Source organism: Mesorhizobium sp. P2_F7 (genome assembly GCF_056403695.1).
This window is the reverse complement of the sequence record NZ_JBFUFA010000003.1, coordinates 732,222-754,043: the sequence shown is the minus strand read 5'-3', so window position 1 is coordinate 754,043 and position 21,822 is coordinate 732,222. Positions and strand designations below refer to the sequence as shown.

General features: G+C 60.0%; 17 protein-coding genes and 1 pseudogene. 8 read left to right on the top strand and 10 right to left on the bottom strand.

Annotated features, from left to right (window positions below; translation table 11 throughout):
* Nucleotides 1–15: 15 nt before the first annotated feature.
* Complete coding sequence (locus AC1DZ8_RS13385; protein WP_477304797.1) at nt 16–576, bottom strand: hypothetical protein; 561 nt, start codon at nt 574–576, stop codon at nt 16–18.
* A 402-nt stretch (nt 577–978) separates the two neighbouring features.
* Between AC1DZ8_RS13385 and AC1DZ8_RS13380 the strand changes: the two genes are divergently transcribed.
* Nucleotides 979–1,440, top strand: a complete 462-nt coding sequence (locus tag AC1DZ8_RS13380; RefSeq protein WP_477304799.1) for a DUF3010 family protein — start codon at nt 979–981, stop codon at nt 1,438–1,440.
* Complete coding sequence (locus AC1DZ8_RS13375) at nt 1,440–2,522, top strand: serine/threonine protein kinase (RefSeq protein WP_477304801.1); 1,083 nt, start codon at nt 1,440–1,442, stop codon at nt 2,520–2,522. The genes AC1DZ8_RS13380 and AC1DZ8_RS13375 overlap by 1 nt, the downstream gene beginning before the upstream one ends.
* A 529-nt stretch (nt 2,523–3,051) precedes the next feature.
* Here the strand turns inward: AC1DZ8_RS13375 and AC1DZ8_RS13370 are convergent.
* Together AC1DZ8_RS13370 and traA are read right to left on the bottom strand one after the other, a co-directional pair.
* On the bottom strand, nt 3,052–3,267 hold the full coding sequence (locus tag AC1DZ8_RS13370) for a helix-turn-helix transcriptional regulator (RefSeq protein WP_477304803.1): 216 nt from the start codon (nt 3,265–3,267) through the stop codon (nt 3,052–3,054).
* Nucleotides 3,268–3,396: 129 nt separating this feature from the next.
* A complete protein-coding gene (gene traA, locus AC1DZ8_RS13365) occupies nt 3,397–6,444 on the bottom strand; it encodes a Ti-type conjugative transfer relaxase TraA (protein ID WP_477401009.1) in 3,048 nt (1,015 codons plus the stop codon).
* Between the two features lie 172 nt (nt 6,445–6,616).
* On the opposite strand from traA, the gene AC1DZ8_RS13360 reads away from it, so the two are divergent.
* Together AC1DZ8_RS13360 and AC1DZ8_RS13355 are read left to right on the top strand one after the other, a co-directional pair.
* Nucleotides 6,617–6,940, top strand: a complete 324-nt coding sequence (locus tag AC1DZ8_RS13360) for a conjugal transfer protein TraD (RefSeq protein WP_477304806.1) — start codon at nt 6,617–6,619, stop codon at nt 6,938–6,940.
* Between the two features lie 4 nt (nt 6,941–6,944).
* Entirely contained in the window at nt 6,945–7,193 is a 249-nt protein-coding gene (locus tag AC1DZ8_RS13355; RefSeq protein ID WP_477304808.1) for a conjugal transfer protein TraD, read from the top strand.
* Nucleotides 7,194–7,275: 82 nt separating this feature from the next.
* Here the strand turns inward: AC1DZ8_RS13355 and AC1DZ8_RS13350 are convergent.
* A pseudogene (locus AC1DZ8_RS13350) lies at nt 7,276–7,456 on the bottom strand (DUF932 domain-containing protein); the annotation flags it as partial.
* Nucleotides 7,457–7,729: 273 nt separating this feature from the next.
* On the opposite strand from AC1DZ8_RS13350, the gene AC1DZ8_RS13345 reads away from it, so the two are divergent.
* Entirely contained in the window at nt 7,730–8,257 is a 528-nt protein-coding gene (locus AC1DZ8_RS13345; protein WP_477304810.1) for a Ros/MucR family transcriptional regulator, read from the top strand.
* A 114-nt stretch (nt 8,258–8,371) separates the two neighbouring features.
* Here AC1DZ8_RS13345 and AC1DZ8_RS13340 read toward each other — a convergent pair whose 3' ends face one another.
* Entirely contained in the window at nt 8,372–9,097 is a 726-nt protein-coding gene (locus tag AC1DZ8_RS13340) for a GntR family transcriptional regulator (protein WP_162707815.1), read from the bottom strand.
* Nucleotides 9,098–9,505: 408 nt separating this feature from the next.
* On the opposite strand from AC1DZ8_RS13340, the gene AC1DZ8_RS13335 reads away from it, so the two are divergent.
* A complete protein-coding gene (locus AC1DZ8_RS13335) occupies nt 9,506–10,699 on the top strand; it encodes a M24 family metallopeptidase (RefSeq protein WP_477304813.1) in 1,194 nt (397 codons plus the stop codon).
* Nucleotides 10,700–11,076: 377 nt separating this feature from the next.
* On the opposite strand, the gene AC1DZ8_RS13330 is transcribed toward AC1DZ8_RS13335, so the two are convergent.
* The gene (locus AC1DZ8_RS13330; protein ID WP_477304815.1) at nt 11,077–11,340 is read right to left on the bottom strand and encodes a hypothetical protein; all 264 of its coding nucleotides are present in this window, start codon (nt 11,338–11,340) and stop codon (nt 11,077–11,079) included.
* Nucleotides 11,341–11,554: 214 nt separating this feature from the next.
* On the opposite strand from AC1DZ8_RS13330, the gene AC1DZ8_RS13325 reads away from it, so the two are divergent.
* Together AC1DZ8_RS13325 and AC1DZ8_RS13320 are read left to right on the top strand one after the other, a co-directional pair.
* Nucleotides 11,555–14,332: an ATP-binding protein gene (locus AC1DZ8_RS13325; protein WP_477401006.1), complete on the top strand. Its 2,778-nt coding sequence runs from the start codon at nt 11,555–11,557 to the stop codon at nt 14,330–14,332.
* Nucleotides 14,333–14,715: 383 nt separating this feature from the next.
* The gene (locus AC1DZ8_RS13320) at nt 14,716–15,513 is read left to right on the top strand and encodes a sensor histidine kinase (RefSeq protein ID WP_477304819.1); all 798 of its coding nucleotides are present in this window, start codon (nt 14,716–14,718) and stop codon (nt 15,511–15,513) included.
* A 172-nt stretch (nt 15,514–15,685) separates the two neighbouring features.
* Here AC1DZ8_RS13320 and AC1DZ8_RS13315 read toward each other — a convergent pair whose 3' ends face one another.
* From AC1DZ8_RS13315 to AC1DZ8_RS13300, 4 genes are all read right to left on the bottom strand, one after another.
* Entirely contained in the window at nt 15,686–15,922 is a 237-nt protein-coding gene (locus AC1DZ8_RS13315) for a hypothetical protein (RefSeq protein WP_477304821.1), read from the bottom strand.
* Between the two features lie 269 nt (nt 15,923–16,191).
* Nucleotides 16,192–17,442 carry an efflux RND transporter periplasmic adaptor subunit gene (locus tag AC1DZ8_RS13310; protein WP_477304823.1) on the bottom strand — a complete coding sequence of 417 codons (1,251 nt, stop codon included), beginning with the start codon at nt 17,440–17,442 and terminating at the stop codon, nt 16,192–16,194.
* Nucleotides 17,439–20,612: an efflux RND transporter permease subunit gene (locus tag AC1DZ8_RS13305; RefSeq protein ID WP_477304825.1), complete on the bottom strand. Its 3,174-nt coding sequence runs from the start codon at nt 20,610–20,612 to the stop codon at nt 17,439–17,441. Before AC1DZ8_RS13305 ends, AC1DZ8_RS13310 begins: the two co-directional genes overlap by 4 nt.
* A 149-nt stretch (nt 20,613–20,761) precedes the next feature.
* Nucleotides 20,762–21,490 carry an alpha/beta fold hydrolase gene (locus tag AC1DZ8_RS13300; protein WP_477304856.1) on the bottom strand — a complete coding sequence of 243 codons (729 nt, stop codon included), beginning with the start codon at nt 21,488–21,490 and terminating at the stop codon, nt 20,762–20,764.
* Nucleotides 21,491–21,822 lie beyond the last annotated feature (332 nt).

Sequence of the window (21,822 nt, the reverse complement as noted above, 5' to 3'; positions counted from 1 at the left end):
GTTCGATCTCCTAGTCTAAAAAGCGGACGTTGCCATGAGATTTCTGGCTTCGATCACCGAATGTCCCCTTGCGACGAGAGCCTGGAATTCGTCCCGCATACGGATATGACGGCCCGGGTCCCTGCGAAGTGCTTTCGGTACTTCATTCCCATGACGGAATGCCGTCTGGGTGGCGCCGCCATCTGCATTGCGCCACTCAAGATGAGGGTCGGGAATGAACTCAAACCTGTTCGGCGCAGGCACTAGCTGCGGCGTCAGACAGATCCATTGATTTCCAATCATGGCGACCGAGTGGAGGATCAGGTCTTCACCATGAGGCAACCATCCAGTGACCTGTCTGCTGTTGCCATCCGGGTCATTGGCAGCTTGCTCACCGCAATTTCGGTGACAGTCATAATGCACGAAGCCAGTCGCCAAAAGTTCTTCCGCGGGCGGCCGAGAAACAACTACGCGCGGTAGCGCGCTCACCTCCTCATAGGTAGCCGCCTCTATTTCCGATAGCGGGAAGGCCATCGACTCCACGTTTTGTCGAATCAGATCCGCAAGTTCGATGTTCGCGGCGGTTCTCGCTGCCACAGTAGTTGCCTCCTGTTTCTTAAAGGGGACCCAATTCAGTTTCGGGCGACAGACTTGATCGTTCGACGCCCTACCTGCTGCTACTGCTACTTCAAAAATCTGACGTTGAGCGGTCATCCGGTGCATCGCGGATGGCGGCTTCGAACTTCACGATACACCGTTCGTGCTGGCTGACTTCGGGTGGGAAGCGGTCAGTCCGGTATCGAGGTGGTAACGACCGCCTCGCGCCAATTGCGGACGTTAGCCGCCCCATCGCCCGCGTTCCGCATCATCCCGCGCTCTCGATCGGCCCTGCGACGAAACCTTCGCCACTGGTGGTTCCACGGTTGTATCGCGCATCTTGTTCGCCCATAGCAAATTGTCGGCAAGTCGTGTAGCCATATTCTGCCGACGTTGCTTTGTTTGGCAAATGCAGTTGTTTTGCGTGGGGGGAATATGCGGATATGTGGTGTTCAGATTTCTGGAAGTACGGCCAATCTTGCGGTCGTGTCGTCGAGCGACGCGGGCGGAGTTACATATCATCAGTGTCACACCAAGAAGATCACGCTGGAGGACGAGAAGTCTGGCGACTCCTTGAGGGCCTTTCTCAAGGCGATAACGGCGTTCGCTCATGAGAACCAAGTCGAAGGCTTCTCTATAAAGCAGCGTGCATCGGGTGGTCAACGCGGCGCTGGAGGGCCTTCCTTCAAGGTTGAGGCACTGGTGCAACTGGTGCCTGATATTCCTACCTATTTTGCAAATCCGGTCGCACTCTCGAAATTCGCAAAGACTAACGTCGCGGGGCTGCCAAATGGTCTGCAGAATTATCTGGCAGACTCTTATCGCTCCGGCGCTTTCCAGCTGAAGAAGCTCGGAGCGATCTAGTGCCTTACGATATCGCGGCCTTGCCGGCCAACTTCCAGCCGACGGCGGCTCGGTTGGGCGAGAGTATCACCTTCAGCGACAGCATCGAAAAGGGAGCAAACGGTCACGTCCTAATCGGCCACCACAGGCTTCTCAACCGTATGGTAGTGGTCAAATTCTACTATTGGGGTGACGGCGTCCATATCGAACCAGCAATGCTGGCTCAGCTTGAGTCAGCCCATGTACTTAAGGTCGATCACGCCGAGGCGATAGACGAGGACAATGCCTTCTTCATCACGCGTTACTGTTCTGCGGGCGACCTGGATGACGAGTTAGCTACCCGAGCTTTCGGGCCCGTCGAGGCAATCGACGCACTCCTTCAGTTCGGTGCAGGGGTGAGTTATCTGCACGGTGAGGGTTACGTTCACCGCGATCTCAAGCCGTCCAATTTGTTCGTGACCGACGACGGCAGCAGGGTGGTCGGCGACTTTGGGTCGGTGGTGCAGATTGGCGAAGAGGATTTCGCCAACAGCCTCTCCAAGCACTCTATCATCTATCGCCCTCCCGAGGATTTCTTGGGGAACCGGTTCTACCGGCAAGGAGATATCTACCAACTCGGGATAGTACTCTATCAACTGCTGGGAGGTGCGCTCCCCTATGAAATCGAGAACTGGCTAACGCCACAGCAGATCGCTGATGGAACGACTTTGGACGAGTTCGACAGGCAGGCCTTCTACAACTCAGTGATTGAGGCCCGCATCCGCAGAGGTAAGGTCCTGAAGCTCGACAGTCTTCAAGACTATGTTCCCGATACATTGAAGCGGGTCATCCGAAAGGCATGCCATTTGGACAAGGATAGTCGCTATCCGACAGCGGCTGACTTCCTTGCGACCCTCAACAACATCAGGCGGCGTGTTTTCGACTGGCGGGTTGACGACGGCGTTCTGACAGTGCGCGACCGCAATCGCACATACCGTATTGTACCCTTTGGTGGCTGCTTTCATGTTGAGAAGCAGGTCGCGGCAGGGTGGCGCCGTCAACACGAGCTGACTTCCGACACAAGGGCGGATGCGATTGCCGGTGTCGAGAGGACTATTGGTTAGAAGGTACAAAGGGTTTGAGCAGGGGCTGCAGCTTAGTTGCGCTTCTGCATTCGCCCTCTACGGCAAAGTCTCAGTCGCTCGCCTCGACCTCGTCTCCAGTTGCCGCAAACGCACCCCCGGCTGCAAAGGATTGCCCTCCCAGCCGGGCTCCGGCGGCACCCGCAGCCGCGGATCGTCGTCCGGCGTCACCGCGTAGCCGAACCGCCTCAGGTGGATGTCGTTCAGCACCCGGAGGTGCAGCGCTCGTCGAGGTTCGGTGTCTAGTCATCAGCCACAATGGCTAGTCGATCCGCATCACCACGCTAGCCACGCCCGACCCTAAGCAGCACATGGACGTCCGCGTCGGGAAAGTCGTCATCGTCGCCATGGAGAGCGAATGGCCGCAATGGGGTCGGCTGAAGAACCGCAGCGTCTCGCAACTTACCACCGAAACCGGACGGTCTTGAAACGGCCTCTTCCCAGTCGTTGAACTTGCATCACAGAGGACTGTTCAACGATGGGCGCAACCTGCCACTCCACCGCCACTAGTCTAGTCGCTGTTTTTTCTTGATTCATTGGTGTGCCATACGACAGGATCGGCGACCCACCGATTGATCTCCGACTCCCTCCATCCCGCACCGTTTAAGCTGATCTTGACCTGGGCCGGGAACGTGCCTTCGCCGATTTTTCGGTACATCGTCGAGCGGGACAAGCCGGTCCTCGCGAGGACGGTCTTAAGGCGAATGATACGATCCAGTTCAGGCATGGCTGACTTGTCTTTCGCTGAGAGCATTTGACACCTGCTGGAACCAGACAGGACAACCCAAGGTCGCCGCGCAATCAGATTTGTCATCGCGTCGATCTGGGGCGTGGGAACGGCGGCGAATCGGAGGGTTTAGATACCTATGCCACGCCCCCTGCCAATGCCGTGGTTGAACCCGAGTTCCACACCCAGGCGCCGGCCGGATTCGATCTGGATGCCAAGCGCCTTTTTGTGATTGGCGAGCATCGCTTCCAGTTGCGGATCGCGTTCGAGGCTCTTGGCCATATCGGACATGGCCGACCGCGTTGACTTGTAGCCTGACATGTCGCCGGCCTGGTATTGCAGCTCGCTTGTCAGGTGGAGCTTCTGCCAGCGTTCCACGAACCGGTCGGCCCGGCCGCCCAGATCGTTGTCCAGTCCGGTGCGAATTTCCGTTTCAAGCCGGAGAGCAAGCACGATGTGGCTGACGCGGCCGGCCCCCGCCTCGCGGACAAGTTCGGGATTTTTCACATAAGCCGCTTCGGCATCGCGCCAGCCATACGGCCGCACCTTCTCGAAAGCGTTGCGGGCATCCATCAATTCGCCCATCTGCTCGGGACTGCCTTGCCCGTCCGCATTTGCGTTGTGCGACATCGCGTCGATAGCGCGCGCGTGACGCACAAGCGCCTTCGTGCGAGCACTACGCAACGCCGCTTGCGCGTCCACCGGCACAGTCGTGTCGCGCGACACTCCAGGGGCGACATTTTCTCTGCCGGGCGTAGGGCCTGCATCTCCGATCCGCACACCAACACTCTCCCTTCCCGGCCCAGGTCCACGTTCCTGCATGGGCTCGCTGTCTCCGGGCGAGCGCAACCCGTCCAGCAATCCGCCGATCCTGTCGCGCAGCGTCTCCGGAACGATCCGGCGCACGATCTCGACCACACGCTGTCGGAAGGTGATCCCGCGCCGCTCGGCATAGCTCTGCGCCGGGTCGAGATGATCGTAATCCGACGCCATGTCCTTGGCGCGGTCGCGTGACAGCGTCCGGACGAGCCGTTCGCGGGTCGCGAAGTCCTCTCCGCCGTAATGCAGGTCCATCCCGTCTCGATGCCGCGAAAGTGCCACGTAGCTGCCATGTGCATCCATACCCGGCGTGGCGAGCACATGGGTCCGGTCGACGGTCATGCCCTGCGCCTTGTGAATAGTCGCGGCATAGCCGTGGTCGATGTGCGCGTAGTCTTTCAGGTCAAAACGCACAGATCTGCTGTCGTTGGTTTGAACCGTCATGCTCTGTGTGCTGAGCTCTTCGATCACGCCAAGCGTGCCGTTCTTGACGCCAAGTCCGCGCTCATTGCGCAGGAACATGATGCGGTCGCCGCTGGCGAAGTTTCTTGGGCCGCGTTCGACAATCACTTGCACTTCGTCGCCGAGATCGCCGGCAGCGCGCAGCCGCTCGCGTGCAGCGTTGTTGAGTGCACGTACCTCGTCGTTTGTGTGGGTGAGGATGATCCGGCTTGTCTCTGGATGCGCCTGCCTGTCGCGATCCCAGCGCTCGACGAGTTCACCTCGCGCTTCGTCGCGCGTTGCAGCCTGATGCACCATGCCTTGCGCGTCGTAGGCGTTGATCGCGGCGCCGATCCTGCCGGTTGCCAGATCGCGCGTGGCATCGCGCTGCCAGTCCTCGCGCTGCCGACGCACCTGACCGATCTCGACGCCGCCATGACGCTCGTGGATCGAACGGAATGCAGCACCCGCTTCGATCGCCTGCAACTGCTGCGGATCACCGACAAGCACGACCTTTGCGCCAACGTTGGCCGCATGGGAAAGCACGCGCTCCAACTGGCGCGTGCCGACCATGCCGGCCTCGTCGATCACCAGGACATCGCGCGTGGTGAGTAGGTCCCTACCCTGTCCCCAACTGTGCTCCATACTGGCGATGGTGCGTGACGCGATGCCTGATCCGCCTTCCAGAGTCTCGGCGGCAATGCCGGAGAGCGCGGCGCCTCGAACCTCGTAGCCCGCCGCTGCCCATGCCTGGCGCGCAACGCCCAGCATGGCGCTCTTGCCCGTTCCGGCAAAGCCGACAACGACACCAAGACCACGACCATCGGTGATGTGCGCAAGCGCATCGGACTGTTCGCCTGACAGGACGAGTCCGCGTTGCGCAGCCCGCGCCAGTGCTGCCTCGCGATGTGCGTCACTCATCGCGTGGCGCTCGTCCAAATCCATACGCTCCGCAGCGTGTTGAAGGCGCTGTTCGATCTCGATCATCTGCCTTGTGGTGAAACGGTCTTCGCCGCGCCTGTCCTTGCCGAGTTCGACCAGATCGGGTGCGCTGCTGATGGTCGCCATGACCGCGTTGAACTGCTCCATCCCGTCGCTGTGCCGATGCGAGAATTTTGCAATGTCTTTTCGGGTGAAGGTCGATTGCTGATGCGTGATGGCATCGAGGGCCACGGATGGATCGGCAATGATGCGCGCACCATTGTCGCGCGCGATCTCACGATGCAGTTCGGCACGATCTGCTTCAATGTCACCGGCAGCAACGCCACTGCCCTCGATGCGTTGAGCCGGAGCACCAATCTGGGTCTGCGGCTCCAGGACAATACCCTGCGCCTCCAGACTGCGATGATCGATGCGGGCGTCGATGTCGAGTTCGGCCAGGCGTTCATTGGCCAGCTCCGCCCACCGCTCGCGCCAGCGCTCGACCAGTTCGGTGCGGTTCCAGTCGCGAACCTTGGCACCGAAACCGTTCTCATCGACCGACCGCATGGTGAGCATGACATGAGCATGCGGCTTGGGACTGCCATCCTCCGCCCTGTCCCAATGCACATTGAGATCGGCGACCATGCCCTTGCTGACGAACTCCGCCTGCACAAAGTCGCGCGCCAGTTCGATGCCTTGCGCCTGGCTGAGTTCACGCGGCAGCGCAAACTCGACCTCGCGGGCAAGCTGCGCATCCTTGCGGACCTCGAACGCCTCGACATCGTTCCATAGCTGTTCGCGGTCGCGCCAGGCCTCCGGTGCATCCTCAGGCAGCATCACCTCGGAATGGACAACGCCCCGCTTGGCCGAGAAGTCATGCGTGCGTTCGATGCGCTCGTCGCGTAACCGCGAGGCCGAGCGGTAGGCGGCGGATGCCACAGCACTCGAGCCTGCCTTGCGGCCAATGACCTTGACGTGAAGATGATAGATCGCCATCGCGATCAGATCATTTGCACGTCAAAGCGAACGTCGGCACGACGTATAAGCGCGCCCTCCCTCGAAAAAATCTCGGGATGGACCAGCCCGTCCCGGGCAGTCTCGGCAACCCTGGAGCCTTCCGGGGTGCGCTCAACTATCATCCAGAGATCGACAATCAATGGAGACAGCCATGCGCAAACCACGGGACTTCGACGGCGAACTGAAGGCACTGGAAGACAAGGCGCGAGAACTCAAGACGCGAAAGGTACAGCAGCTTGGCGAGCTGGTGATCGCCACCGGCGCCGATCAGCTCAGCACCGAAGAACTGGCCGGCGCACTGGTCGCACTCGCTGAGACGAAAGACACGGCAAAGCGTGAGGCATGGGCCAAGCGTGGAGTGATGTTTTTCGAGAGCCGGTCCCGGCGAACTGCTCCGGCATCTCAGCGCAACCCGCGCAGCACTCAAGCACAACCGGGCAGCCCGCAATCGCCGGCAGGCGGCTCTGGCTCGTAATGACATGAACACGTGGCAGGTCGAGCGTCGCAAGCGCACACGGCAACTCATCGAACTTGGCGGTCTCGTCGTCAAGGCAGGCATTGTCGAGCTCACCAATGACGATCGCACCATCATCTACGGCGCGATGCTCTGGATCGCCGCCAGGCTGCAAAGCCATGAAGGCGAGCAAGCACAACGATTATGGACTGCGAAGGGTCGGCAGGCGTTCGATGCTGAACGGCGTGAAGAGCGGATGGGACGGCGAACTTAGCCACAGTTGGAGCGAGCAGCGGCCGGCACGAAGCCCGAACAGCAGACTTCCGCCGGTGCGTAAGCGCCGACGCAGCAGTCAAGCGCTTGCGCAGGAGGGTTTCGCGATCTTCGTCGCTCCCGACAATCCTCCCTCGCCGAGGCTTTGATCCTGATGATGAAGGGCGCAAGGCTTGAGTTGGCGAAGCTCGTCAAAGCAGGCGCTGCCCTATGAGCAAACTTGAAACGCCAGATCGTGTTCCCCTCGAAACCTTCCCGCCCCCAGGTTGCGATCATGCACCGTGCGTTGATAGAAACTCTATAGCGAGGGTGCGAGCCAGCGGCACTGCTGTGCACAGCTGGGACGGGCGGAAAAGTGAAGGAAGCTCCTCGCTTTAGGTGAGATCGGCAAAAGCATCCCAGCCGGAGGACAGAAGCGAAACTTAGTCATGTTGCGCACGAGGCATGGATTTTACGAAGAAACGTACTATTTGCGTCGTGGGCAAAACACAAAAATCAAACGTCGCTCAATTCATCCGATACAAAAAGGGAAATCATATGACCACTGCTCTCGAGCAAGGCAACAAACTGGATACCGTGTCGATAACGGCTGACATTGTCGCGGCCTATGTATCGAACAATCCAGTACCGGTTGGCGAGTTGCCGAAACTAATCGGCGACATCCATGCCGCCCTGAATGGCATCGGCACGCCGGCGGTAGAACTTGTGGTAAAACAGGAGCCGGCAGTTTCGATCAAGAAATCGGTAACGCCCGACTTCATCATCTGTCTGGAAGACGGAAAGAAATTCAAATCGCTCAAGCGGCATCTTCAGCACTTTAACCTGAGCCCCGACCAATACCGGCAGAAGTGGAACCTGCCAGCGGACTATCCGATGGTCGCGCCTAACTATGCGGCGACCCGGTCGGCCCTGGCGAAATCAATTGGACTCGGGCGCAAAACGCCGCACACGTCTGCCGCGGCAGAAGAACGCAAACCGGCCGTGCGTGCGGCGGCAGCGAGAACCACTGCTGCTGCAATCAAGTCGCCGGTGAAGAAGCCGCGCAAGACGACTGCCAAGGCTTAGCTGGCACGTCTGACGAGCGGTCTGGCGCCGGCAGACCCGAACATGACGCAGCCCCGCCTTGCGGGGGAGGCTTCGTGCTTTGTGGGATCAACGTGGTGAGATCGCGATGCTGAATCACTCGCTGTCGCCGCCGATCCCGCCGTCCTCCTTCTCCCTGACAAACTCCGATACACGCCTGCCCACCGCCAGAATGTGATGCTCGACGGCTTTGCCAAGCGCGCCCGGCCGCGGAGACCTTATCGTCTCTACGATTTCCAGATGTTCCTGGAATGCCAGCTTGGTATGGCCGACCCGCCGGCCAAAGAAATTCATCACCCGTCGCAACTGCGTTTCGAGCCTGGACAGTTGCGCGATCATCAGCGGGTTGCCGCAGCGACCGATGAACAGTTGGTGAAATTCGAAGTCGGCGTCGTTGAACGGCTGCACGTTGTTCTCGTCCAGCTGTGCCGCGATATAGTCGAATCTGGAAGTCACCCGTTCGACCTCCATGCGCGAGATCAACCCTTCGGACTTATCCGCCGCATGCTTCTCGAGAACGCAGCGCAATTCATAGAGCTGCAGGACCTTGCCGGCTGTAATCGGCGCCACCCGTCGACGCCCTTCCACGGTCTCGATGAAACCCTCCTCTTCAAGCCGCCTGACGGCCTCGCGCAGCGGCGAACGGCTGATACCCAGCCGGCGCGCGATGTCCGCCTCGACAAAGGGGAGTCCAGGCTGGAGCTGGCAATTGATGATAAGCTGCCGGATATTCTCATAGGTCTGTTCCGATATCAGCTCGGGACGCTCTATGCGCTGGATCGAGTTCTCGTTCATCAATCGCGGACTGTTGCCAGTTTTCATTCTCATAAACCCGTAGTCGCCGCGAAGTTTTCGCTGTGAGCCCGCCCTCTAGATGTCTAGCGCACTTTGATAGCCGGTCCGACCGTTTTCTCGCGTGCCGGGCTTGGGATCCTGGCGAACCGGCGGAATTGAGCGAAATCACACACGCCACCTAACAAATTACCATATCGGTCAAAACCTGTCGACAGCCGACTGACTTCACCGTTTCGAGGTGCGGATGCCAGTGCGGAAAAAAATATCCTTTTAAATCATGCAGTTAATTACGTGGTCAGATGTCTGATAGATTCGCCGCATGCACATGCATCGGTCTGTTTGTGCCGAGAACAAAAAACTATTGCATGGTTGTCGACAGGCGACACTCGTGCAATAAGTTACCCGTTGGGTCTGTTGAGCTGAGAAGTCGACTGCATGTCAACGAACGCTAAGGCAGACGTCCTCCAAGCGGTTGCCGCCATTCCTTTCGACACCGATCTCCTGGATCGGCTGATGGATGAGGCGGGCATCGACGTGCTCCTGGCGACATCGAAGCACGCCGTGCAGTACCTGCTGGGCGGACACCGCTTCTTCTTCTTCGACTATATGGATGCCATCGGAACCGATCGGTATCTGCCGATCGTCGCTTACTTCAAGGGTCATCCAGAGACGACGGCGTATGTCGGCAACGAGATGGAGAACTACGTAAACGAAATCAGCCCTTTCTGGCCTGGTGAGTTGAAGCTCAAGGCCTGGGGCGTGAACGATGCCGTCGCGCTTGCGGCGGCCCATATCAATAACAGCGGCCTGCCCGCGGCGCGCATAGGGGTCGAGACCTCCTTCATGCCCGGCTCCGGCTTCACCGCGCTTCAGGAACAGTTGCCTGGCGCCACGATTGTCGATGCCCTGCTCATCCTTGAGCGGCTGCGCGCCCGTAAGAGCAACTCTGAACTCGCCGATCTCAGAGTTGCCTCTAGCAAGGTGGTGGACGCCATGCTGTCTGTCCTGCCCCAACTGCGCGAGGGTTCCAGCAAGAACGAAATCACTCAGCTTATCAAGGAGGCCGAGGTCTCGCGCGGGCTGAATTTCGAATATTGCCTGATAGCCATGGGATCGTCGCTGAACCGGTCCCCATCACCACAGTCTTGGCGCAGGGGCGAACCTTTGTCGCTGGATTCGGGAGGCAATTTCTGCGGCTACATCGGCGATGTCGCGCGCATGGCGGTGCTTGGCGATCCGGACGCCGAACTAGTCGACCTGCTCGGCGAGATCGAAGCGATCCAGCAAAAGGCTCGCTCCGTCGTCGCGCCGGGCACGATCGGCAAGGCAATCTACGATGCGGTCGATAGCGAGTTGAAGAATTCGCCCAACAGCAAGCATCTCCGCTTCTGCGCCCACGGCATGGGTCTCATCACGCACGAGGCGCCGCGCCTCACCAGCACCGGGCCGGTCCCCTACGAGGCGACGGATGCGTTGCTGCCGCTGGAAACAGGTATGGTCATCTCCATCGAGACAACCTTGCTCCACCCCAGACGCGGCTTCATCAAGCTGGAAGACACGATTGCGGTGATGCCGGACGGATACGAAGCATTCGGCGATCAAGGGCGGGGCTGGAACGTTGTCGCCTAAATACCGTCAGGAGAGCAGAGGAATTGGCATTCGAGCCAGTGACCGACGAGAAAATCCATGAACACAACGCAGATCACCGAAAACACTCTCGAAGGCCTCGCGCGGTTCGACACCGCAGCGCAGCGCAACGCTCTTGAGATCCTTCGGCCGTCCTATCGCGACAAGGGCTATACTAGACGTCCGCTGGTAGCCGCGAGACCGGGTCTCGCCCCGGTCGTCGGCATCGCCCGGGGCGGTAGTATCCATGCGGAGGCGCCGTCGCAGGAGCCGGGACGTTGCCGAGGCGGTCGCCCTGGATTATTCGCCGATTGGACACAGGTTCGTCGACTCTAATATAGTTGTAGGATGATATATATCACCCTATAGCCAGACATCATTTACGGCCGCTGATGACCATGCATACCCTTTCGCCAGACGTTCTCATCGGCCTGCAAGAAGCGGTCGGGCCTAACGGCATCACCAGAGATGCCGTCGGCATGGTGAAATATCTCGGCGACTGGTCGGGCGATCACCATGGCGCACCCCTTCGCGTGCTCGTCTCGCGGCGCGAGGAGCTGATCCATGACGCCTGCTGTGACAAATCTTTCACCATTGAAACGTTGCGGGCCGAGATGGCCGGGAGGAAAGACATACACTCTCATTCGCTACCTCCTTCGGACGCCGCTCGACATGAGCCCGCATGGCGAGCCTTGACACGCTAGAGGTCGTGAAGACATGCAGACAATGCCGACAGGATCTTTGAGCATCAGAGTGCCAGGAACCGGGCCGGGTGTCGTCACACGTGGTGGCCAAACAGAGACCGGTGAAACCCTGTCTTTCGGCCCCTTTCGCTTGATGAGGCCAGCGCGGGTGCTCATGCGGGATGGCAAACCTGTCACCATCGGCGGCCGCGCTCTCGACGTTCTGATTGCCTTGACCGGCCGGCCGGGCGAGGTCGTGAGCGGGCGAGAACTGATCGATCTCGTTTGGCCGGGTGTCTTCGTCGAGGAAGCCAATCTTCGCGTACACATCGCCGCCCTTCGCAAAGCGCTGGGGGACGGCAAGGATGGCGTCCGATACATCGTCAATGTTCCCGGCCGGGGCTACACCTTCGTTGCACCGGTCCGGCACTCCGGCGCGGGCGGCACTGCCCCGATTGCTCCTGCAAGCCCCGCGCGATCCCGGAATTTCCCCACACCGTTGCAGCTGCTGGTCGGCCGCACCGAGACCGTCGCCACACTGTCCTCGCTGCTCTTGTCGCGGCGCTTCGTTAGTGTGGTCGGACCAGGTGGAATAGGCAAGACGAGCGTCGCCGTGGCGGTCGCTAATGCGCTGCGTCAGGAATTCGGCGACGATGCGGTTTGCTTTGTCGACCTTGGTTCACTCACCAACCCGGCAGACGTTCCGAGTGCCATCGCCGCGGCACTCGGTTGCTTTGTCCAAGGCCCGGATCACGAGCCGTACATACGAGCCTTCCTGGCTGACAAGCGGATTCTCGTCGTTTTCGACAATTGCGAGCATGTGATCGAGACGGCCGCGCAGCTCTGCGCACGCCTCATTCACGCGGCGCCATCTTTGCACATTTTGGCGACCAGTCGCGAGGCGTTGCGTGTTGAGGGCGAGCATGTGCAGGTGCTGATGCCTCTCCACAGTCCGCCTGACGAAACGCCATCTGCTGTTCAAGCGCTCGCCTCGCCCGCGGTACAGCTCTTCATGGAGCGGGCGGCAGCGAGCGGGCACCATGCCCAACTCACCGACACCGATGCTCCAATTGTTGGGAGTATCTGCCGTCGGCTAGACGGGATCGCTTTGGCAATAGAGCTTGTCGCCAGCCGTGTGGGTACCCACGGCATTCGAGGAACTGCCGGGCTCTTGGACAGCGGAGCTGGGCTGCTCCTGCCAGGGCGGCGTAGTGCATTGCCTCGGCATCAAACGTTGCAAGCCATGCTCGACTGGAGTTTTAGGCTGTTGCCGACGGACGAGCAGGAAGTTTTCTGCAGGCTGTCCGTGTTCGTTGGCAGTTTCACGCTGGCGGCGGCGCATGCGGTCGCCGGGGGTGAGTCACAGGCGGTGTCCTCCGCGATCGCCAACCTGGTCGACAAATCACTCGTGCGGGTCGTGCCGACGAGCGGACTTACTCAGTACCGATTACTGGATACGACACGCGCTTATGCTGCGGCCAAGCTCGCCGAAGACGGGCAAGCGGTAGCTGCCGAACGACGTCACGCAGGCTTCTTCACCGACCTTCTCAGGCAGGGCATGGCCAAAGGCTCGGCTTTTGATGGCCACAGCATTGCCGTTCATGCTCCCCACATTGATAACGTTCGCAAAGCTCTCGCCTGGAGCTATTCCAGCTCGGGTGACCGGTCGCTCGCCATTGAACTGGCTGCCCTTGCAGCCCCGCTGTTTCTGGGTCTTTCACTGCTGGATGAGTGTCAGCAATGGTGCCGGCGAGCCTTGTGCGCGTTGCGGGAAGCGGATCACGGGACACGTTGGGAACTGGAACTCCAGGGGGGACTGGCGATGTCATCCATGTACTCCCGTGGCAACAGCCTCGAAGTCAGGGCCGGGATCGAGCGCGGCCTAGAACTCTCCGAGATTTTGCAGGATGGAAGGCATCAACTCCAGCTGCTTTCTGGACTCTACATTTTTCTCATGCGTCAGGGCGACTTCAGTGGCGCGTTGACGGCCGCCAAACGGAACGCTGCCGTTGCCAAGGCCAGCGGAGGCCCGATCGAAAACGCAATGACGGAATGGATGTTGGGTGGATCATATCACCTGAACGGCAATCAGGCGGCAGCGCTACGGCACTGCAAGGACGGCTCGAAGCTGGCGTCGGATTTCAGGCTGGGGAGGGTGAGCTTCTTTGGCCACGACCACCATGTCTCGGGGCTCGCGACGCTCGCCAGGTCCTTGTGGCTGTGCGGCTTCGCGGATCAGGGTTGCAAAGTCGCACGTCAGGGAATCCAAACGGCGCAGAGCCACGATCACCCAGTCTCAAGTTGCATTGCTCTCATCTATCTCGTCCCTGTTTTCCAGTGGAGCGGCGACGTTAGAGCAGCGCAGGAGTATACTGAAATCGTAATCGAGCAGGCTACCAAATACTCGCTTGCGCCCTATCACGCAGTCGGCCTCGCCCTGAAAGGTGAACTTATGGTCGCGCGCGGCGAAGCGTCGTCCGGCGTCGAGACCTTGCGGGCGGCGCTGAAGGCGATGGATGCCGATCAGTACCGCATCGTGACACTGCCGACGCGGCGTGCCTTGGCCGAAGGACTGGCCCTTTCCGGACGGTCGGACGAAGCTTTGGCAACAATAGGCGGGGCTGTGGCACGTGCCGAGCAGGTCGGCGAGATATTGTGGTTGCCCGACTTGCTGCGGGCCCAAGGCGAAATCCTGCTGAGGCGGCCGCGACCTGACCTTCCAGCGGCTGAGCGTGCACTGCTTCGCTCAATCGATTGCGCCCACAAGCAATCGGCCTTGAGCTGGCAGCTGAGAGCCGCAATCCCCCTGGCGCGCATGTGGGGTGAGCACGGCCGGGACAAGGACGCCCGCTCCATGCTCGAAGACATCTATCGGCGATTTACAGAAGGATTTGGAACGCGAGACCTCGTTAGCGCGCGCCGACTTCTCGAAGAGCTGAGTTCGACCAGCTGAGCTCGGCAAACCAGTCGCGGTTAGCCTTCAATCCCATGGCTCTTTCACGCCTACCGCTAGGCATTTGGCGCGATCCTCCACGCAAGGGCTTATTCACTGTCTGTCTTGGACGCGAATATTTACAGCTATTTGCAACGCTAAACTCGCATCACAGCTCATAGGGCGGATAATCCACGGCATGAAAATTCCAGGCAATCGGCACGCCGGAGGGGGCATGATGTGGGACATTCGCATGGCTTCATCGCACCAAACACTCCGAAGATTTCCTACCGGCAGAGGAATAGTCTCGTCACACCGATTCGCAAGGTCAGGCTGATTGATCTTCTGCAGCCCGTACCGCCCACGATCAAATCTCACCCCCTTGCCGTAGGAGCCCGTACCTCATGTATGGCACCCAATCGACAACAATAAGTGAGCGCGCAGTGTGCATCGCGCACGAAGTGAACCAACCGCTTACCGCTATTCTGACCAACGCGGAAACCGCGTTGCTTTGGCTGACGAGAGATCCAATGAATCTCGATGAGGCGAAACAGGCCATCGAACGGATCATCGGCAACACTCTTCGCGCCGCCGATGCCGTCAGAGGTGTTCGGAATCTGGTCCGAAAATCCCCTCCCCCAGCGACTAACCTCGACATCAACGACTTGATCAAGGACCTGCTCAATCTCGTCAGCCTCGATCTGCGCCTTCACCGCATCGCGGTCGAGGTCGATCTCGCTGAGAACCTGGAGCCGATCAGGGGCGATCATGGCCAATTGGGACGGGTCGTCGCCAACCTGGTCGCGAACGGCATCGAGGCGATGAGCACCGTGCAGGATCGGCAACGAAAGTTGCGGATCAGCACCCGGCCCGACAACAATGGGAATGTGCTGGTCGCTGTCGAGGACACGGGCATGGGGCTCGATCCGGCACTTATCGACCGCATTTTCGATCCACTGTTCACGACCAAGTGCGAGGGCATGGGTTTGGGACTGTGGATATGCCGCTCTATCGTCACGGCCCACGGCGGTAGGCTGTGGGCCACGCCTAATCTTCCGCACGGCAGCATTTTCCGGTTCGTCGTCCCAAGCACGGTTGGGCCAAGCAAGATTGGGTCAAAAACAGTTGCGTCAAGCCGATGCCGGCAGATGCGAACGAACCGCCAGGTGGAAAGGTTTGTTGGCGCCGCCGCATGTTCATGATCTCGGTCGGCGGCATGAGAAAGCGAGCATGCCTGGTTGAGGAATACTCCAGGTAGCCAGGGCTTCCTTTAGGCGGCTGTCTCTGCGCCTGAGGCATGCGCGCGGACTTCATGCTGCAGACCCCGCCGTTCGTGAGAGACGGCGGGGGCTGCGGCGAGACGGTAAGGCCTTCTCATTCACCCATGAATTGCTGGAGGATGTTCCTGCCCGCAGTCGGGTGGGCCTTGAACGAGTTGATGCCGTCAAACCATCCATTCTGCGAGAAGTCGCCGTATTCGCTGCTGCCACGCTCACCGTTACGGCCGTGATCGCCGTCGTGGCCGCCGTGCGACGAGGCGGCAAAGGCCCCGGTCAGCGGGATGGCAACGATCATTGCGGCAAGCGCCGCCTTCAGGGGGATAGAACGCATGATTAATTCTCCTTTTCGTTGAGGAAGGCGGCTGTTTGTCAACCGCATTCCGACTACAGGCGCTCGGGATGCTTCGGGTTTCGATATTCGGCTCGCCTCTGCTGTTCTCGGCCTGCATCGACTATCTAGCAACGATCAGAAGTAATTCGTAGTATATCAACGTATCATGCGCGTATAAAGTAGTATGCTTCATGTGCTCATCCCGCGTATCGCGCCAAGGCCTCGATTCTCATGCTGAGCGAAGTGAAATTGAACCAGGCTGAACGGAACTAGGGTGTTCCGCCAGCTGCAGGACTGATCTGCACCTTGCTGCCCTCGGCAAGTTCGACCGGCGGATTTAGGATCACGAGGTCGCCCTGTTTGACGCCGTCACGGACCTCGACCTCCTTTCCAAGATCACGCGCCACCGATATTTTTCGGATGTGCGCAACGCCGTCCTCGACCACGGCAACCTGCAACCCGTCTGCATTGAAGATGATCGCATCTGCCGACACGGAGAAGCTGGGCGTCTTGCGCGGGATCTGGAGTTCGACCGTGCAATAGGTGCCGGGCGTGAGGACACCGTCAGGGTTAGAAATGTCGATTTCGGTCAGCAAGGTCCGCGTGCCCGGTGCCAGCGCATCGGCAATCCGCGTCACCGTGCCCGGGAAGGTTCGGCCGGGGATTTCGGGGACCTGGAGGACAGCCTTGACCCCCGGGGTCAGTCCAAAGGCCTGGTCCTGGGGGACGTAGACTTGGGCACGGATCACATCCCCCTGCATGATGGCGAACAGGAAAGTGCTGTTGGTCATATCGGCCTGCACCAGGCTGCCGATATCGACGTTCCGTTGAGTGATGATGCCGTCGAACGGAGCGACGACCTGCTGGTAGGCCTGTTGCTGGTCGAGCACGCGCAGTTGGTCCTGCTGCGCATTCACATTGGCCTGGGCAACGCCGACAGCCGCCTCCTGTGCCTTTAGGCTTTGGACGTCGATCGTACCCTGCTGTCCGGTGATCCAGCCCTGCTCCACCAGGGGTTTGTCTCTTTGCCACGTCACCTTGGCGAGATCGAGATTGGCTTGTGCCTGTTGCAGCGCCGCCTGCAGCTGTCCCAGGGTTGCCTGGGCCTGCAAAATCTGGTCATCGAGTTCCGGCACGGCAATCTTGGCCAGCAACTGTCCCTTCTTGACCTTGTCCCCAATATCGACCTCACGAGTCTCGAGATAGCCACTGGCTCGAGCGAAGATGTCAGCTACGTCGTAGGCAGTTGTCGTGGCGGGCAGACTGACTTGGACGATGTGGTCGCTCGGCTTTACCGCCGCAACCCGCACCTGCGGGATAAAGTCACGAGCCTGTTCGGCGGCCGCCGCGAGCTCTCGGTTGCGCGAATAGTACCCCTGGACGCCATAGGCCAATCCCGCTGTAAGCAGGGTCAGTGCGCCCAATCCAATCAGCCAGCCTCCGCCTCGGCGCCGCGGCCGCTCCGTAGCGCCATCCATCACCGTGTTGTCGGGCTGATCCAGATCGTCCCTCGGTTTCATGCGACTTCCTCGTCGAAGACGCCGTGAGCCGTCTTGCCGTCTTGTCCGCTGCGCAGCATCGCGAACAGGTACGGCACGACAAGGAGCGTCGTGGGCGTTGCAAACAACAGTCCTCCGATGACCGCGCGCGCCAGCGCGGCATTCTGCTCTTCGCCCGCTCCGCCAATCGCCATGGGGACCATGCCGACGATCATCGCGGCCGCGGTCATGAGCACGGGCCTGATCCGGGTATGACCAGCTTCCATCGCTGCGTCGAACGCTGACTTGCCGGCCAACTGCTGGTCCCGGGCGAAGGTCACGAGCAAGATGGAATTGGCCGAAGCGACCCCGACCGCCATGATCGCTCCCATCAGTGAAGGCACGTTGAGCGTCGTGCCCGTGATGAACAGCATAGTGACGATGCCGCAAAAGGTCGCCGGCAATGCAAGGATGACGACGAAGGGGTCGCCAAAGTTCTGATAATTCACGACCATCAGCAAGTAGACGAACACGGCAGCGAACAGGATGCCGATGCCGAGGTCCGAGAAGGCATCGTTCATGCTCTGGATCTGGCCTATGATTTGAATGCTGTTTCCAGGCGAAAGCTGTTTCTGCAGGTCGGCAACGACCGCGCTGATCTGGTGCGAAATACTCCCCAGATCGCGACCCTGAACGCTTGCGTAGACTTCGTAGACCGGCTGCACGTTCGCCTGGTTTGCGTTGGTCGGGAGACTGTCGCGCTTGAACGTTGCGACGTTGCTGAGCTGCCCGGGAACCTGTGCACCGGCGGTGTTGATCGCTGACGAAACGGGCGTGTTGCCGAGATCATTCAGTGACGCGATCTTGTTTTCGGGCGTCTGAACGGCGAGATAGTAGGGAATGCCAGTGGTCGGGTCGGTCCAAAAGTTCGGCGACACCTGCTCGGAGGAACTCAGGCTCACATTGATGTTGTTGGCGATCGTGCTGGCGTTGAGTCCGAGTTGCGCCGCCCGCGTACGATCGATATCGGCATAGAACGCCGGCGCGTCGACTTCCTGCTGCAGGTGTGCGTCGACCACACCGGGAATGGCGGCGATCCGGCGCCGCAGTTCCATCGCGACCCGCAGATTGGTAGCGCGGTCATAGCCGACGGTACGGACGTCGATCTGCGCCGGCAGCCCGAAATTGAGGATCTGCGTGACGATATCGGCCGACTGGAAGTAGAACAGAACGTCTGGAAAGGCGCTGGACAACGCCGCGCGCAACTTGCGCACATAGTCGGCAGTCGGCGCGTGGCCGTCTTTCAATGCGACCAGGATCACACCGTCATTCACGCCGATGGTCGATCCATCCGTGAACGCCAAATTGTAGGCACGCGCCGGCAGGCCGATATTGTCAACGACAAGCTGAAGGTCGCGATCGGGAACGATCTCGCGGATCTTGTCCTCGACAGCCTGGAAGATCTTCTCCGTCTCCTCGATCCGGGTTCCCGCGGGGGCCCGTACATGGAGTTGGATCTGGCCGCCGTCTATCGCGGGAAAGAAATCCCGACCGACGAGCGTCGTCAGCACAGCGCCCAACGCGAGCACCAGGGTTGCAATGACGGGAACGATGAACCGACGCCTGAGGAGTACGGTCAGCAACTCGGCATAGTGCAGGCGCATGGTCTCGAAACCACGTTCGAACCTGGCATGAAACCTACCGAACCAGCCCGTCGAGGCGCCATGGTGCTCCCTTTTGAGCAGCAGCCCGATGGTGATTGGGGTGAGCGTCCGCGAAAGTCCATAGGATGCGAGCATCGCGAACACGACGGCAAGACCGAGCGGCGTGAACAGATATTTTGCCGGACCTTCCAGAAAGACCACCGATGTGAACACGCAGCTAATAGCCAGCGTCGACACAAGGGTCGGCACGGCGATACCGGCGGCGCCATGCAGCGTAGCCTGCGGCAGCGTCTGTCTTTCCTCGGTAAGCAGGCGATGGGTGTTCTCGAGCGTCACCGTCGAATCGTCGACGAGGATGCCAACCGCCAGCGCCAGGCCCCCCAGCGTCATCGTATTGAGCGTTTCGCCCAGGAAATACAGCGCCACGACCGACGACAGGATCGCAAGCGGGATCGAGATCATGACGACCAGCGTCGATCGCCACGAGCCGAGAAACAGCAGGATCATCAGGGCGGTGAGCGCGGCCGCGATCACTCCCTCGCGCAACACGCCGGCGATCGATTGCTTAACGAACACCGACTGGTCGAAGAGCTCTCTGATTTCCATGCCGGGAGGCGCCGCAGCACGCGCCGTCTTCAAGGCATCCCGAACGGCATCGACCACCTCTAGCGTCGAGGCATTGCCGTTCTTGATGATACTGAGCAGAACCGAATGCCGGCCATTCTCGCGAACGATGTTCTGCTGAACAAGCCATCCATCATGGACCTGGCCGACATCCTTGACGAACACCGTGGCGCCATTCACGACCTTGACCGGAATATTGTTGAGCTCGTCAATGGTTGCCGGCGTGGCGTTGGTGCGCACGACATACTGCGTGTTGCCAATCTTGGCGGTGCCCGACGGCAAGGTCAGGTTCTGGGCGTTGACCGCGCTGACGACGTCGAGCGGCGTGAGGCCCTTGGCCAGGAGCTTCGACGGGTCGAGGTCGACCATGATCTGGCGATATTTCCCGCCCGCGGGTGTTGGCAGAGTAACCCCTGGGATCGGGGCTAGTTGCTGGCGGATCCGATAGATGCCGTAGTCGTAGAGCTGCTGTTCGTTGAGGGTGTCGGAGCTCAGGCTGATCTGCAGGACCGGCACGCTCGAGGCGTTGAACTGCACCACGAGCGGTGCCTGGATTCCCGGCGGCAGGAGGGCGCGAATGGCGTTTGTCGCCGAAACGATCTGCGCGATCGCGAGATCGAGATTTACATCCTGCTGAAAATAGATCTTCTGGACCGACAGTCCTCCTAAGGTCTGTGCCTCGATGTTTTTGATGCCATTGACGTTGGAGCTGATAGCATACTGGCTGTACGTGGTTACGCGTTGTTCCATCTCTGGCGTGCTGAGGCCGCTATAGCTCCAGATTACAGTCACTACCGGAATGTTGATTTCAGGAAAGACGTCCAACCGCATCTCGCGACTGGCAACAGCGCCGAGAAAGAGAATCAGGGCAGCGAGCACATAGAACGTGTGGGGAAATCTAAGCGCGAACCGGACGATGCCCATCTGTCAGCCGACGACCTTCCAGGCGACGTTGATTGGAACGGCTCGATGGCGGGGCGCAGTCCAGCGCGCAGCGGGCTGGTCGCCGGAACAGCCCGCCCAGGCCGTCAGGCCCGTCCGCACGCTTCGCTGGGGCGGATTTAAGTCAATTGTCATCGGCCAGCTGCAGCCAGAATGAGGTCAGCGACCTCCTTAGGATGGGAAACCAGCGACAGGTGACCCGCATCTATCTCCACCGTTGTCGCGTGCATGCGTTTCGCGAGAAATCGTTCGAGGTCAGGATTGATCGTCTTGTCCTGCTTCGACACCGCATAGAACGATGGCTTGGAATGCCATGCAGCTTCGCTGGTTCGTCCGCCGAAGATCGTCGCTGCGGTGGGTTCCTGAACCGCATACAAGATCTTCGCTTGCCTGGGCGCTACACCGTTCGCGAAATATTTCAGGAATGACTCTTCAGACAATCTGGAGAAACCATCATTCACTAGGATGCCGGCCCGGACGGGTCCTGCAGGAAATTCTGCGGAGAGAGCGACGAAATCCTCACCGGCATCCGGTGCGCGCGCAGCGACATAGACCAGCGATGTGACCTTGGGATCAGTCCCCGCTTCGCTGATAACGGTGCCGCCCCATGAATGCGCCACGAGCACGGTTGGCCCATCCTGCAGTGCCAGCGCCCGGCGCGTCTCCGCGACCGAGTCTGCCAGCGACGTCAGTGGATTCTGCACTGCGGTTACGCTCAGGCCGGCTGCCTGGAGGAGTGGGATCACCTCGGCCCAGCTCGAACCGTCCGCCCACGCTCCGTGCACGAGCACGACGTTGCGCGCCACGGTATGCGCGGGCTTGGGGCTTTCGGCAGCGTCCGCAGCGGTTGCTCCCGACAAGCCTATAGTGATGGCAATCGCGATGGCATTGATAATCTCGCGCACGGTCTCTTCCTTCTTCTTTGGCAGACAATCGAACGCACCGATGACCGATATGAGGGCCAGCGAAGCGGTGGCAAATTCTGTGGTCGGCTCCGCCGTCAGGCGTTGCGGAGGCAGTCGTTGCGACAATCGCGATTTCGCTGTTCGGCGTCTTTCAGAAACGCCCCTGCCTTTTTCGCCGCGCACGCACAGGTCCGGTGGCGAACGTGATGGGGCGCCATCCATCCGTGGCGTCCAAAACCACGAAAAAAAGGGCGGTGGGTCGCTGATGCGACCCGCTGATGCGACCC